Origin of the sequence: Shewanella sp. NIFS-20-20, from assembly GCF_019209865.1 — a bacterium.
In the GTDB taxonomy this organism is placed as follows: Bacteria; Pseudomonadota; Gammaproteobacteria; order Enterobacterales; family Shewanellaceae; genus Shewanella.
Genome location: NZ_JAHUTT010000002.1, coordinates 83,260 through 97,794 on the forward strand (window position 1 = coordinate 83,260; position 14,535 = coordinate 97,794).

Below are 14,535 nucleotides of genomic sequence, written 5' to 3' on the forward strand. Positions count from 1 at the left end.
TGATATGCAAACGACACAAATGCGCTGTCCGCGCTGCGGCGTCGACAATCAATGTGCCATTAGCCAAGGTGCCGACATTCAGCAATGTTGGTGCCAACGCCAACCATTCCCGACCAAGCCGCCATTATCCCCTCTGCCAGATAATGCCTGCCTTTGCCAAGCGTGTGCCGACGATCTGCTCCGCGCTCAGCAATTGGCCACTCCCGCGCAGCCTTAAGACTGCTCGAGTAATCCCTGAATTTCTAAGCCTAAGGTTCTGAAGGTTAAGATACGACTGGTGGTTTGACGCCACACTAAGCCAATATCCCGATATGGCGCTTCACCAGGAGGATCGAACACACATAACTGGGTGTTGGTTAAAATCCCCGAATCTATCGCCATTTGCGGTAAAAAGGTCGTGCCCAATTTACTGTCCACCATTTGCACTAAGGTATGCAAACTGGTAGCGGCAAAAGGATTAACCTTGGCACTATCTCCTAATTGACACGCGCTGATGGCATGTCCCGTAATGCAGTGCTCGCTTTGCAATAAGAAAATGCTTTCATCGGGCAATTTTTGATAATCAATCGGCAATGGAACATCATCTTTTAAATCACAGTGCATCACCATTTTAAAGGGATCGACCCCAACCTTCATGCTATGAAACCCTTGCGTATCCACTGGCAAGGCTAATAACAACAAGTCCAGTTCACCTTTGCCCAAGGCCCCCAGTAATCTGTCCGTGGTATCTTCTTTCAGCAGAAGAGTTAGCTCGGGATACTTGTGCTGACAATGGCGGACTAAGCGGCTCAATAAGAAGGGCGCGATAGTGGGGATACACCCCAATCGGATCGTGCCCGTCATAGGGGCGCCTTGGTTTTGGACCAATTCTACCAAGTCATCGACATCCGTTAATAAATTGCGCGAGCGCCGAACCACTTCCTCACCGATGGCAGTGAACATAAATGACTTATGATCACGTTCAATCAATTGATGACCAAGCTGTTCTTCGAGATTTTGAATACCGCTCGATAAAGTGGATTGACTCACATGACACACTTTGGCGGCACGATTAAAGTTTTGTTCTTGATGTAAATGAACCAAATAATACAAATTTTTAAGACTGGGAAGATGTTTCATGAATTCGATTGCCTTATGCAGTTTAAATTCAAAAGTCCTATCACTGTAGCATAAGGTAAGCCATAAATATCAACTGTCATGGCCGAGATCGTGAGCTAAATAGCAAAAAATTAAGCCATAAAAAAAGAGGCCTAAGGCCTCTTAATCTATACCGGTTAGCGCATTAAGCCTTAGATTCTAAATAGGCCTTAAGGCTTGCTAAATCTTTAGTGCTAAATTGCACAATGTCATTCAACCAAACACCATGCATTTCTTGCCAATCTGCTGATTCACCATGTTGTAGTAGTTGGGCAAATTGCTGGATACGCTTCATTCCAACCGAGCCGGCCGCGCCTTTAAACTTGTGAGCCTCAGCACATAAGGTTTCTTTATCAGAAGCTTCATGAGCGGTAACAAGATTCCCCACATACTCTGGCATTAACTGCTCAAACAACACCACACTTTTCAGTAAGGTGGTTGCACCAATGGCATTACAATATTGTTCAAGAGTGTTTAAATCCAAAATAGTGTCTAAATCGGCTTGCGACATGAAATTGTCCTCGAAATACTGGGCTGGAGATGCTTCATAATACCTTTTACCGCTGAAGGCGCAAGCATTAAACCTGCGAATTCCACCTCAAAGATCAAACCGTTTAAATGTGCCTAACAGCAGCAACCACAAACACCAACAACTTGGCAACAGTCCTAGTTAAATTCATTCTGAATGAAAATATGCCTTTTAAATTGAGCATATTAGAACAATCTTAAGTGAAATAAAACCCAAACTGGTGACGCTAGTCCCTCACGAATTCAGGCTGACTCGGCCTAAGATAAGGCCGCGCCTTGGCCACCATAAGCGCGTAAATTGTCTTCAATGGCCACCATTGCATCCCAACGGCGACTGCACCAATCCGGAGCCAACATCATCGGCCGCTGGGCATACGCCGATACGCGATGATAAATAATCTGGGGGGGGGTCGCGCGGATCATCTCACCCACACTGTAAGCGTACTCTTCTAGTGAGATCAATTCTTGCTTACCACTGCGCCACGCCTTGGCCATGGTACTGCCTTCCACAATGTGCAAGGGATGGATTTTTAGGCCGTCGACTCCGACGGCTAACACTTTAGCGAGGGTCTGCATATAGTCTTGATGACTTTCACCGGGCAAGCCTAAAATTAAATGGCCACACACCTTAAGCCCGGCATTTCTGGCTCGGGTCACTGTCTGGGCATATTCGCTAAATCCGTGACCACGATTAATCCGTTTAAGGGTGGCATCATTGGCCGTTTGTAAGCCAAGCTCCAACCACACCTCTAAGCCCCGAGCTTGGTAATCTACCAGCAAGTCAATCACAGCATCGGGCACGCAGTCTGGGCGCGTACCGACGGCTAAGCCGACAATATGTTCATCTTTAATGGCTTCGTCATAACGAGACTTTAATACGGCAAATTCATCATAAGTGCTGGTATATGCTTGGAAATAGGCAATATATTTATCGTTTGCCGCATCTTTATTGTTACCTAACCCTTTGGCCTGCCGGTCGCGCTGACGCAACTTACCCTCAGCAATTTGCTCACTAATGCCCAAATCAGTGCCGGCCTCATGACTAAAAGAAGAGACATTGCAGAACGTACAGCCACCTTTACCTAAGGTGCCATCACGGTTGGGGCAGGTGAATTTTGCATCGATGGTGAGCTTTTTTACTTTCTGACCGAAACGAGCTTTACAGGCGGCACCATAGGTATTGATGTAAGTATCTAGGCCCACAAAGCCTCCTACTAAAAAAAGCGCTATTGTAAGAGAATTCTGCTTAGTTAGCAGCCAATTTTGCCATAAAGATGCTAGTTTTGCGGATCCCGCCCCTGATAAGCAAAACTTTAGCGTCCCATGCACCGATAAACTCGTGCTGTTAGCTCGGCATTACCAACATGAAGACTATTCACTGTATTTGCAAAAAAAATCATTTTCCTTCAAAACGACACAATCTACAGATCAGCTTAAAGCATGGGCGCGCCCAAAATAAAATACTGATAATACATAGCGATATACCAACAAAGCCCCAGTTTACGTTAACGTAAAGCTCAGTAATTTTCAGAGTTTGATTTAAATTATTATTTAGTTTTTATGCATTTTTACATTTGACCTTTATCACTAGTGGCGATAATTTGGAGAGTCCGGGTAAGGGCTTGTTAAGTTGTCATTTCAGTCACAACTTAATTCTCTCCCGCTTAGTTCAGCCGTATTAAGGGAGATTTTCGAATGAGCTTATATCATCCTAGTTTCGAGAGAGACAATTGTGGATTTGGCCTAATAGCCCAGATGGATGGCGAACCCAGCCATCGAATTGTCCGAACCGCTATTCAAGGCTTGGATAGAATGAAACACAGGGGTGGTGTGGCTGCCGACGGGGCCACTGGCGATGGCTGTGGGCTGTTAATGCAATTGCCAGTGAAATTCTTCCAAGCCATTGCCGAAGAACAAGAATGGCATTTGAGCCGGAAATTTGCGGTGGGCATGTTATTTTTAAGCCAAGATCCGGTCAAGGCCGACATGGCCAAACAAATCATCCGTAAAGAATTAGAAAAAGAAACCTTGAGTATTGCCGGATGGCGCCAAGTGCCTATCGATAAGGACGCTCTCGGCGGTACCGGCTTAAGTAGCCTACCGAACATTTGCCAAGTGTTAATCAACTCGCCGATTGGTTGGCGAGAGAAAGACTTAGAGCGTCGACTCTATATGGCCAGACGCCGCATAGAACAACAGTTACTCCATGATGACGACTTCTATATTCCGAGCCTGTCAGGGCAAGTTATTGTCTACAAGGGCTTGATGATGCCGGCCGCATTACCGGTGTTTTACCCTGATTTGGCAGATATCCGCCTTCAAAGCGCTATTTGCTTGTTCCATCAGCGATTTTCGACCAATACTTCGCCGAAGTGGCCCTTGGCCCAGCCGTTTCGTTATTTGGCCCACAATGGTGAAATCAATACCATCACCGGCAATCGCCAATGGGCACGGGCGCGCGCTTATAAATTTAATTCACCGCTGTTGCCTGACTTACAAATGGCTGCGCCGTTTGTTAACGAAACTGGATCAGACTCGTCGTCCTTAGATAATATGCTGGAAATGCTGTTATCTGGCGGCATGGACTTATTTAGAACCATGCGCTTACTGATCCCACCTGCGTGGCAGAGCAATCCAGAAATGGATGACGATCTTAAAGCCTTTTACGATTTTAACTCGATGCACATGGAACCTTGGGATGGCCCTGCCGGCATTGTGATGACCAATGGACGCCATGCCGCCTGTGCAGTCGATCGCAATGGCTTACGCCCGTCGCGTTATGTGATCACTAAAGATAGGATCTTAACCTTAGCCTCCGAGGTGGGCATTTGGGATTACGCGCCCGATGAAGTCATCGAGAAAGGCCGCGTTGGCCCCGGCGAGCTATTGGTACTAGATACCTTAGATGGTCGTCTGTATCAGTCACTTGAAATTGATAACGACTTAAAGCGTCGTCATCCCTATCGCCAATGGATGACCAAAAATAGCCAAACCTTAATCCCCGCAGAGCAACTGCCACAAGGAAAGCTGGGGAATAGCGAATTTTCCAGCGCCAAATTGCTGCAATATCAAAAACTCTTTGGTTATAGCCGCGAAGAACTCGAGCAAATTGTGTGGATCTTGGCCTGCAAGGGCGAAGAAGCCATCGGCTCCATGGGTGATGACACCCCGATGGCGGTGTTATCGACCCGCCAACGCTCTATTTACGATTATTTCCGCCAAAAGTTTGCTCAGGTGACCAATCCACCAATCGATCCGCTCCGTGAAAAACACGTGATGTCACTTAACACCTGCATCGGTCGCGAACAAAACCTCTTTAATGAAACCACTGGCCATGCTTATCGGGTGATGTTCGGCTCGCCGATATTGTTATTTAGCGACTTTAACCAGCTGATGTCATTGGATAAAACCAACTATCGCGCCGACACTCTCAACCTGTGTTATGACCAAGAAGAAGGCTTGGAAACCGCCATTAAACGCATCACAGACGAGGCTGAACGTTTAGCCAGAATGGGGACGTGTTTACTGGTGTTATCTGATAGAGCGATAGGCTCCACCAGCTTAATCATCCCAGCATCAATGGCTGTCGGTGCCGTGCAACAACGATTGGTAGAGAACAGTTTACGTTGTGACACTAACATCATCGTCGAAACTGCCACGGCCCGTGATCCTCATCATTTTGCGGTGCTACTCGGCTTTGGCGCCACGGCTATCTACCCTTATTTGACTTACGAGTCGATTGCGGCGCTGGCGAAGCGCTATGGCGAGCAAGACACCACCCGCTTAATGCTCAATTTCCGTGACGGCATCGATAAGGGCCTAAGAAAAATCATGTCAAAAATGGGCATATCCACCGTGGGCTCTTACCGTTGTTCGCAGCTATTTGAGGCCGTGGGCCTGGCCGATGACTTGGTCGACTTATGCTTTAAAGGTGTTGTCAGCCGCATTCAAGGCGCCAGCTTTGAGCATTTTGAGCAAGATCAACGGCTGTTACATCAGCTTGCTTATCAAGCTCACCTCCCCTTACCTCAAGGGGGCTTGCTCAAGTATGTCGAAGGCGGCGAATACCACAGTTTTAACCCCGATGTCGTCAATAGCTTGCAATTGGCGCTCAATCATAAGGATAGAGAGGCATACCAACGCTTTGTTGACCATGTTGATAATCGTCCGATTGCGGTGTTGCGTGATCTATTAACCCTCAATACCGAGCAAACACCGGTGGCCTTATCCGCTGTCGAAGCCGCTAAAAGTCTCTACCCTCGCTTTGATACCGCGGCCATGAGTATCGGTGCCTTAAGCCCAGAAGCCCATGAGGCCTTAGCGGTTGCCATGAACCGGCTTGGCGGGCGCTCAAATTCAGGTGAAGGCGGAGAAGATCCGCGTCGCTTTAACAGCGAACGCAACTCAGCCATCAAACAAATTGCCTCAGGACGCTTCGGGGTCACCGCCCATTACTTAGTCAATGCTGAAGTGCTACAAATTAAAATTGCCCAAGGGGCTAAGCCCGGTGAAGGCGGGCAATTACCGGGTGATAAGGTCAGTGTTGAAATCGCCGGTCTGAGGCATTCACGCCCGGGAGTAACCTTAATTTCACCCCCGCCTCATCACGATATTTATTCGATTGAGGATTTAGCTCAGCTCATTTTTGATTTAAAACAAATCAACCCCCGCGCCATGGTCTCGGTCAAGTTAGTGTCAGAGCCAGGAGTGGGCACCATTGCAACCGGTGTGGCCAAAGCCTATGCCGATATGATCACCATTTCAGGTTATGACGGCGGTACCGGTGCCAGTCCGATCACCTCAGTCAAATACGCCGGAAGTCCGTGGGAGCTAGGCTTAACCGAAGTCCATCAATCATTGGTCAGCAATGGCTTGCGCCATAAAATACGACTGCAAGTCGATGGCGGACTCAAAACGGGTCTCGATGTCATCAAAGCCACCATGTTGGGTGCAGAAAGCTTTGGCTTTGGTACCGTGCCGATGATCGCCTTAGGTTGTAAATACCTGCGTATTTGTCATCTCAATAATTGTGCCACCGGGGTGGCGACTCAAAATCAACAATTACGCAAGAATCACTATCACGGTTTGCCAGAGAAGGTCATGAATTACTTTGAATTTATTGCCGAAGAAGTGCGCGAGTATTTAGCTAAGCTCGGCATGACATCACTGGAACAATTGGTGGGGCGCAGTGATTTACTGACCATGGCGCCTGGCAATACCAGCAAACATGCCGCGTTAGATTTATCAGCAATATTGTTCCAACCTCAACCCGTAGCCGGTTGCGGCCGAGTTTGGCAAGAACGTAATCCACCAGAAGATAAAGGATTACTCAATCAAACCATGTTGGCTGACAGCCAAGCGGCCCTGACTTCGCAAACCGATGTTGAACTCAGTTATACCATAGCCAATACCGACCGCTCCGTAGGCGCAACCTTATCGGGTGCCATCGCCAGTCAATTTGGACGCCAAGGAGGCAAGTCGAGCGTCCATGTGAAACTGCAAGGCACCGCAGGGCAAAGCTTTGGCGTTTGGAATAGTGCGGGACTTGATATGACCTTATGTGGCGATGCCAATGACTATGTCGGTAAAGGCATGTCTGGTGGCACATTAACCTTGTTCCCGCCGTTAGGAAGCACCTTTAAAACCGAACGCTCGGCCATCATAGGTAATACCTGTCTTTACGGCGCCACGGGGGGCAAGTTATTTGCCGCGGGAACGGCCGGTGAGCGCTTTTCAGTGCGTAACTCCGGCGCCATTGCCGTGATTGAAGGCGTGGGTGATAACGCCTGTGAATACATGACTGGTGGCATTGTGGTAGTGCTCGGTAAAACCGGCGCTAACTTTGGTGCTGGCATGACAGGTGGGTTTGCCTATGTATTTGATCAATACAATAAATTCGATAAACGCCTCAACCGCGATCTCGTCGATAGCCAAGCCGTGAGTGCCAGTATTCATCAACAACACCTAAAATCATTGATAGAGCAACACGTCGCCCTCACCAATAGCGAGCATGCCGCGATGATCCTCAATGATTTTGAAAATTGGATAGACTACTTCGTGTTGGTCAAGCCCAAAAATATCGATGCTGCCGACTTATTAAAGCTGGACTCCACCAGCGCTCTATTAGCCGTTAAAGCGGGGTAACCAGCCATGAGCAATGATTTTCAATTTATCGAAGTGCAACGACACGATCCTGCGAAACACCCTGTGAGCCGTCGAGCCAAAGAGTTTATAGAGATCTATCAGCCATTTAAAGGTGAAGAAGTTGCCCAACAAGCGGACCGTTGCCTCGATTGCGGTAACCCTTATTGTGAGTGGAAATGCCCCTTGCATAATTACATTCCCAATTGGCTAAACCTAGCAAAACAAGGACGGGTATTTGAAGCCGCGGAGTTAATGCACGAAACCAATACCTTGCCTGAAGTCTGCGGGCGAGTCTGCCCGCAAGACAGGTTATGCGAAGGCGCCTGTACCCTCAATGATGACTTTGGCGCGGTGACCATTGGCAGCGTTGAGAAATACATTACCGATTTAGCCATCGCCCAAGGCTGGCGGCCAGATTTAAGCCAAGTGACACCGCGTCCAGAGAAAGTCGCCATCATTGGTGCCGGGCCGGCCGGTTTAGGCTGCGCGGATATTCTGGCTCGTAATGGCATCAAACCGGTGGTGTTTGATAAATACCCGCAAATTGGCGGGCTGCTAACCTATGGTATTCCTGCGTTTAAGCTCGATAAAAGTGTGATGGCTACCCGTCGCACTGTCATGGAAAGCATGGGCATTCAATTCCGTCTCGGTATCACCATAGGTCAAGACATCGATTTTAAAACGATTTTAGACGAATACGATGCCGTATTCTTGGGAATGGGGACTTACACAGCCATGCCAGCCGCTCTCGAGGGCGAGCATAGCCAAGGTGTGTACCAAGCCCTACCCTACTTGATTGGTAATACTAATCAGCTCATGGGACAAGCCCATCCCCAGTTTCCATACCTTAATTTGCAAGGGCAAAAAGTCGTGGTACTCGGTGGCGGCGACACCGCCATGGACTGCGTGCGCACAGCCATTCGTCAAGGTGCCAGTCAAGTGAGCTGTGTGTATCGTCGCGATGAAGCTAATATGCCCGGCTCTCGGCGTGAGGTACAAAATGCCAAGGAAGAAGGCGTGGAGTTCTTATTTAATCGCCAGCCGACGCAAATCTGTCATCGAGACGGCAAGGTCATCGGATTAGCATGCGCTCAAACTGAGCTCGGGGCCAAAGATGCCTCTGGCCGTCAACGCCCGCAAATCATTGAAGGCAGCGAGCAAATACTCGCCGCCGATGCCGTAATTATTGCCTTTGGTTTTCAACCGAGCCCCGCGCCTTGGTTTAACGACTTTGCAATCAACACCGATGCCAGTGGGCGGGTACAAGCGGCAAAAGACAGTGATAAGCCATTTCAAACCAGCCACGCCAAAGTGTTTGCAGGGGGCGATATGGTGCGAGGCTCTGATTTAGTGGTGACTGCCATCGACGAAGGACGCCGAGCTGCGCTGGGAATATTAAGTTATTTAAGCGAATAACCACGCCAAATTCCCAAGCCAACAACCTCGGTTGTTGGCTTGGCTCTTGTTATGTTGGCTATTAGGCTAGCTTAGCGACACAAGCGCCTTGAAATACCACGATGTTTGCCCCGCCTGCTAAGCTTATCAGTCTAAATCCCCAACATTTCCCATCGCCAAACAAACAACCCCCAACCACGACCTAATTAATTGGCCTAAGTACGCTTTTTTCATTGGCGCAAAAACGCTATAGTACGGGCTTTACTACCTTAACAAGGCATGATGATGAAAATCGGTATTATTGGCGCAATGGAGCCCGAAGTGGTGCACTTGATAGCCGCCCTCAATGACAGCGTCTCTCACACTATTGCAGGCATTGATTTTGTTGAGGGTGAACTCAACGGCAAACAAGTCATCGTCACTCGCAGTGGCATTGGTAAGGTCGCGGCCAGCATAGCCACCACTTTATTAATCGACCGTTTTGCCCCTGATGCCGTGATCAACACCGGCAGTGCGGGTGGCTTTGTCGATACCTTAGCCATTGGCGATATCGTTATTTCGAGCGAAGTCCGCCATCACGATGTCGATGTAACGGCATTTGGTTATGAAATCGGGCAAATGGCGCAACAACCGGCGGCGTTTATTGCTGATGCCAACTTAGTTGCTGCCGCCAAAGCGGCCATCGCCGAGCTGGGTGAAGTGCAAGCCATTGAAGGCTTAATTACCACTGGTGATAGCTTCATTTGTGATCCCGCCCGCACCAAAATCATGTTGGAGCACTTCCCGACGATGGCAGCCTGTGAAATGGAAGGCGCAGCGATTGCGCAGACATGTCACCAGTTCAAGGTTCCGTTCGTGGTCATCCGCTCATTAAGCGATAACGCCAATAATGACTCGCCCGTGGACTTCGATGCTTACATAGTCAAAGCCGGATATCACTCGGCATTAATGGTGATGGCGCTCTTAAAACAGCTCTAATCCCATAGAGAAGATTATGGATAATCAGGTCATCAATACCTTACTCACCCAAGACGCCGAACTCATCGGCAGCTTTGCCATGGTGTTGGTGACCTTAGTCCTAGCCTACCAATTCCCCTTATCCCCAGCATGGACGCCGACTTACTATTGGCAAAGATTAGCCCGCAGTTTAGCTGACAAAACCTGTCGCCCGACCAACTCGCGCTTTCAGCAAAATCTTGCCGGCACCTTGGCCGCCTTACTCTTGATCGTCCCCTTTTGGTTAATCATGGTGTTATTGCCGACTCTGGCCTATTACCCCTGGTTTTTTGAAGGCATCATTCTGTATATCAGCTTGATTGGGGTCCAAGTCAACCGCGTGGCCACAGCGATTCAAACGCAATTATTAGTGGGCAATAAAGCATTAGCTAAGTTACAACTGCACTCGTTAGTGAATGTCGATACCCAAGCCTTATCGGTCATTGGCATCAGTAAACTCACCATTGAATCACAACTCACCACTCCGGCTCGTACTTTACTCACCTGTCTATGCTACTTTCCTATCGGTGGGGTGGCCTTGGTGCTCTTGGCCAGAATGGTCAATGAACTTGCATTTTGCTGGCCAATTCAACACCCGAGGTATCACGCCTTTGCTCAGTCGATTACTCGCCTCAATCGAGTATTGCAATGGTTACCCGAGCTGGTGTGGCAATGGGTGATGGCCATCTTGAATCATCAAAGCTTACCTCTCAAAGCACTGGCGAGCACCCGCGGCGAGTCACAACTGCCCACAAGCCTCACCATCGGGGCTCGCAGTTTAACCACGCGCTTAGGCGGACCTGTGATGTTTGATGGCCATAAAGTGTCTAGGACAAAAATTGATTACGGCACTGAGCCCTATGCCGCGACCATCGCCCAAGCCGCGAGCTTGGTGCGACGCAGCCAACTATTTATCATCTGTTTATGCAGCAGCTTACCACTGGTGTGGATCTCGCTGCGTGTAATCGCTAGCTCATAGGACGCGTTATGCTCATCGATGTTGCTCCCTTGTCTTTAACGACACCGGCATTATTATTTCCAGCGATTTCTTTATTGTTGCTAGCCTACACCAATCGATTTTTCTCGTTAGCCGCGCTGATTCGTAATTTCAGTGGCAGTAAGGTGCCGGTACAACAAGCTCAAATTAAAAACTTGCGGCAACGCATCAGCCTGATCCGCCGCATGCAAGAAGCGGGCGTTCTCAGTTTTGCCCTGTGCGTACTGAGTATGATGATGATTTATTTAGGCTTTAATAAGAGTGGTTCTTTGGTGTTCGGCGCCAGTTTATTGTTGCTCTTGTATTCGTTAATTTTATCTGTGGTTGAAATCCGTATTTCAGTGGATGCCTTGAATATTCATTTAAAGGAAATGAGCCAATAATGATGACGCACGTCAGTTGGATCTATGTCTTTGATATGGCTGGTACCGCAGTGTTTGCACTCACCGGAGCCTTAGCTGCCGCAAAACATCGTATGGACCCATTTGGGGTGATCGTACTGGCCGCCGTCACTGCCGTTGGCGGCGGTAGCATCCGCGATGCCTTGATTGGCGCAACGCCTGTGTTTTGGTTAACTGATAGTAATTACCTGATTTGTATATTACTAACCGTATTTATGACACGATTAATGGTTCGCTATCCCGCCAAAATTAACCCGTTATTGCTGCCAATCGCCGATGCCTTTGGCTTAGCATTATTTACTATCATCGGGGTTGAAAAAGCACTGGATTATGGTATTTCTGGGATGGGAAGTGTGGTGATGGGCTTGATCACTGGCGTTGGAGGCGGCATTATTCGAGACATGTTATGCCGCAAAGTACCGTTAGTACTGCGCAGCGAGATTTATGCTACCGCTGCAATACTCGGCGCCATCACTTACAGCCTAGGTGTTAGCTTGGCGATGCCTAATACCCTTGCCACTGTGCTGGCCATGTTGGTGACCTTAAGCATTCGTTTAGCCGCCATTCGCTGGAACTTAAGCTTGCCGGCGTTTAATACTGACTCGAAGAGATTTTAGTGTGAAATTTTTGTACTTCATTTTGCTAGTTGTCAGTGGCCCGTTATGGGCGAGTGGGGAAATGCCACAAGAGCAGCAACTGGCCATGACCTATATGCAGGCCTTATCCGAACATAACTATGAAGCTCTCTATAGTTTTTATGATAGGGAAACTGTCTTTAATGACCGCACCGCTGGACGTGAATATATTGGTGAACGCCATATTATTGAGTTTCTCAAACGTGCTCATCAAGGGGTGCTTGAATATGGCTTCAATGTCGAGCATATGTACAATTCAGGCTCGTTAGTCGTGATGATCGGGAGTTACCAGTTCAAAGGCCCAGGCGATCTGTTTGGCAAACCTGGCAAAATCATTAATATCGCGATCCCAGGCGTTACCACACTCAAGTTAGACATGGTGACAGAGCGAGTCAAAGAACACTTAGACTTGATTGATTACCAAACGATGCAAGACCAATTACAAACTCAATAGTCCCCACTCCACGCCCGGCTCACGAAGCTATTTATTCGCTATCCGTGACGATGGTTATCGTTTGAACTAAATATCATATTTCGGTTGGAACCTATCGCATTCCTGAGAGTCAAAATGGATATTTGATTTGATAAAATGCTTATAAATGAATTTATTAGCCAACATTTTCAAACCTATGTTGCAGTGGTTAATTCGCGCGATATCGCTGAGCATAGCCTTAGTTATACCCCAGTATGGTGTCGCGGCCACGCCCGCCGCCAATGACCCAATTGTCGTGTCATTCGCCCTAAGACCCGTGCATCATTTCAACCAACGACTGGATGACGCACAACAGCTAGGCAAACCCTGGGCACAGTCACCACAACAAATCGCTAAAATCTATGCGGGCCAATCCTTTGAGACCATCAAGCACAACATTGAAGGCCAGTATCATGACTACTATTTACTGAGCCCAGCCACGAAGGAAGAGCCGCAAATGTTGTTAATCGTGACTCTCGACAGTCAACACGGCTGGCATCTTCACCGAGCCAGTTTAAGCTGGCGTTGTCAATCTCAAGCGGTGTTCTCAACTCAAGCCTGCCAATAACAACAATGCCAGCGAACTGCTGGCATTGTGAGGTTTAAATGGCTTAGCTTATGCCAAGGTCACCTTAGCAAATTTGCGCTTACCCACTTGCAATACACACACCATGGGCGCGCTAAGCTGCAACTTGGTGTCTTCAAGCTTTTGACCGTCCATCTTGACTGCGCCTTGTTTGATCATGCGCATAGCGTCAGACGTCGAACCCACTAAGCCTGCGTCTTTAAGTACATTGGCAATGGCCATACCGTCACCGGCGGCTAAGGTCACTTCCTCGATATCCTCAGGGATAGCGCCCTTCTGAAAACGAGCCACAAAGTTTTCCAAGGCTTTGACGGCCGCTGCGTCGTCATGGAAGCGAGCGATGATCTCTTGAGCTAACGCCACTTTAGCATCACGAGGATTAGCCCCTGCCGCGACATCGGCTTTGAGCTGTTCAATGTCGGTCAAAGGACGGAAAGACAACAACTCATAGTAACGCCACATCAACTCATCAGAAATCGACATGATTTTACCGAACATCTCATCCGGCGCTTCACTGACGCCAATATAGTTGTGCGCCGACTTAGACATTTTCTTCACGCCGTCTAAGCCTTCGAGCAATGGCATCATGATCACTGTCTGCGGCTTTTGGCCGGCAGACTTTTGCAATTCACGGCCCATCAACAAGTTAAATTTCTGGTCGGTACCGCCTAACTCAACGTCAGCTTCTAAGGCAACCGAATCATAGCCTTGCAACAATGGGTACATAAACTCATGAATGGCAATGGATTGACCGCCAGCATAACGCTTTTTAAAGTCATCGCGTTCCATCATGCGAGCCACGGTTTGCTGAGACGCTAAGCGGATCATGCCCGCAGCTCCTAAGCTTTCAAGCCAACTTGAGTTGAACTCGATTCGAGTTTTGGCCGGATCTAAAATTTTATAGACTTGCTCTTTATAAGTTTCAGCATTCGCGAGCACTTGGTCACGGGTCAGCGGCGGGCGAGTGCTATTTTTGCCTGAAGGATCACCCACCATGCCAGTGAAGTCACCAATTAAGAAAATAACCTCATGACCCAGCTCCTGAAAAGTACGCATTTTATTCAGAATAACTGTATGACCAAGATGAATATCAGGCGCGGTCGGATCGGCGCCTAATTTAATCCGTAACGGCCGCCCTTCTTTCAGTTTTTCCAGCAGATCTGCTTCCAGCAAAATCTCATCTGTACCACGTTTAATTTCTGCCAATACTTGGTCTAAATCCGCCATTGCCGCCGCTACTCCTC

At 48.4% G+C, this 14,535-nt stretch carries 13 protein-coding genes; 9 read left to right on the top strand and 4 right to left on the bottom strand.

Going from position 1 to position 14,535, the window contains the following annotated elements; translation table 11 throughout:
- Window positions 1-4: 4 nt before the first annotated feature.
- Complete coding sequence (locus KU855_RS00970; RefSeq protein ID WP_218528475.1) at window positions 5-217, top strand: cysteine-rich CWC family protein; 213 nt, start codon at window positions 5-7, stop codon at window positions 215-217.
- On the opposite strand, the gene oxyR is transcribed toward KU855_RS00970, so the two are convergent.
- The 3 genes from oxyR to KU855_RS00985 all read right to left on the bottom strand — a co-directional run bounded on the left by oxyR (window position 214) and on the right by KU855_RS00985 (window position 2,868).
- The gene (gene oxyR, locus KU855_RS00975) at window positions 214-1,119 is read right to left on the bottom strand and encodes a hydrogen peroxide-inducible genes transcriptional activator OxyR (protein WP_218528476.1); all 906 of its coding nucleotides are present in this window, start codon (window positions 1,117-1,119) and stop codon (window positions 214-216) included. The genes KU855_RS00970 and oxyR overlap by 4 nt on opposite strands.
- Before the next feature lie 163 nt (window positions 1,120-1,282).
- Window positions 1,283-1,648 carry an Hpt domain-containing protein gene (locus KU855_RS00980; protein WP_218528477.1) on the bottom strand — a complete coding sequence of 122 codons (366 nt, stop codon included), beginning with the start codon at window positions 1,646-1,648 and terminating at the stop codon, window positions 1,283-1,285.
- A gap of 275 nt (window positions 1,649-1,923) precedes the next feature.
- On the bottom strand, window positions 1,924-2,868 hold the full coding sequence (locus KU855_RS00985) for a TIGR01212 family radical SAM protein (protein WP_218528478.1): 945 nt from the start codon (window positions 2,866-2,868) through the stop codon (window positions 1,924-1,926).
- A 492-nt stretch (window positions 2,869-3,360) separates the two neighbouring features.
- Between KU855_RS00985 and gltB the strand changes: the two genes are divergently transcribed.
- The 8 genes from gltB to KU855_RS01025 all read left to right on the top strand — a co-directional run bounded on the left by gltB (window position 3,361) and on the right by KU855_RS01025 (window position 13,273).
- Complete coding sequence (gene gltB / locus KU855_RS00990; protein ID WP_218528479.1) at window positions 3,361-7,809, top strand: glutamate synthase large subunit; 4,449 nt, start codon at window positions 3,361-3,363, stop codon at window positions 7,807-7,809.
- Between the two features lie 6 nt (window positions 7,810-7,815).
- A complete protein-coding gene (locus KU855_RS00995; RefSeq protein WP_218528480.1) occupies window positions 7,816-9,225 on the top strand; it encodes an FAD-dependent oxidoreductase in 1,410 nt (469 codons plus the stop codon).
- 264 nt (window positions 9,226-9,489) lie between these two features.
- Entirely contained in the window at window positions 9,490-10,182 is a 693-nt protein-coding gene (gene mtnN, locus KU855_RS01000) for a 5'-methylthioadenosine/S-adenosylhomocysteine nucleosidase (protein ID WP_218528481.1), read from the top strand.
- Window positions 10,183-10,198: 16 nt separating this feature from the next.
- On the top strand, window positions 10,199-11,179 hold the full coding sequence (locus tag KU855_RS01005; RefSeq protein ID WP_218528482.1) for a cobalamin biosynthesis protein: 981 nt from the start codon (window positions 10,199-10,201) through the stop codon (window positions 11,177-11,179).
- A gap of 8 nt (window positions 11,180-11,187) precedes the next feature.
- On the top strand, window positions 11,188-11,580 hold the full coding sequence (locus KU855_RS01010) for a DUF2721 domain-containing protein (RefSeq protein WP_218528483.1): 393 nt from the start codon (window positions 11,188-11,190) through the stop codon (window positions 11,578-11,580).
- The gene (locus KU855_RS01015) at window positions 11,580-12,215 is read left to right on the top strand and encodes a trimeric intracellular cation channel family protein (RefSeq protein ID WP_371316299.1); all 636 of its coding nucleotides are present in this window, start codon (window positions 11,580-11,582) and stop codon (window positions 12,213-12,215) included. The genes KU855_RS01010 and KU855_RS01015 overlap by 1 nt, the downstream gene beginning before the upstream one ends.
- 61 nt (window positions 12,216-12,276) lie before the next feature.
- Complete coding sequence (locus KU855_RS01020) at window positions 12,277-12,687, top strand: ester cyclase (RefSeq protein ID WP_218528537.1); 411 nt, start codon at window positions 12,277-12,279, stop codon at window positions 12,685-12,687.
- 145 nt (window positions 12,688-12,832) lie between these two features.
- Window positions 12,833-13,273 carry a hypothetical protein gene (locus tag KU855_RS01025; RefSeq protein ID WP_218528484.1) on the top strand — a complete coding sequence of 147 codons (441 nt, stop codon included), beginning with the start codon at window positions 12,833-12,835 and terminating at the stop codon, window positions 13,271-13,273.
- 48 nt (window positions 13,274-13,321) lie between these two features.
- Here KU855_RS01025 and tyrS read toward each other — a convergent pair whose 3' ends face one another.
- Window positions 13,322-14,518, bottom strand: a complete 1,197-nt coding sequence (gene tyrS / locus KU855_RS01030; RefSeq protein ID WP_218528485.1) for a tyrosine--tRNA ligase — start codon at window positions 14,516-14,518, stop codon at window positions 13,322-13,324.
- Window positions 14,519-14,535 lie beyond the last annotated feature (17 nt).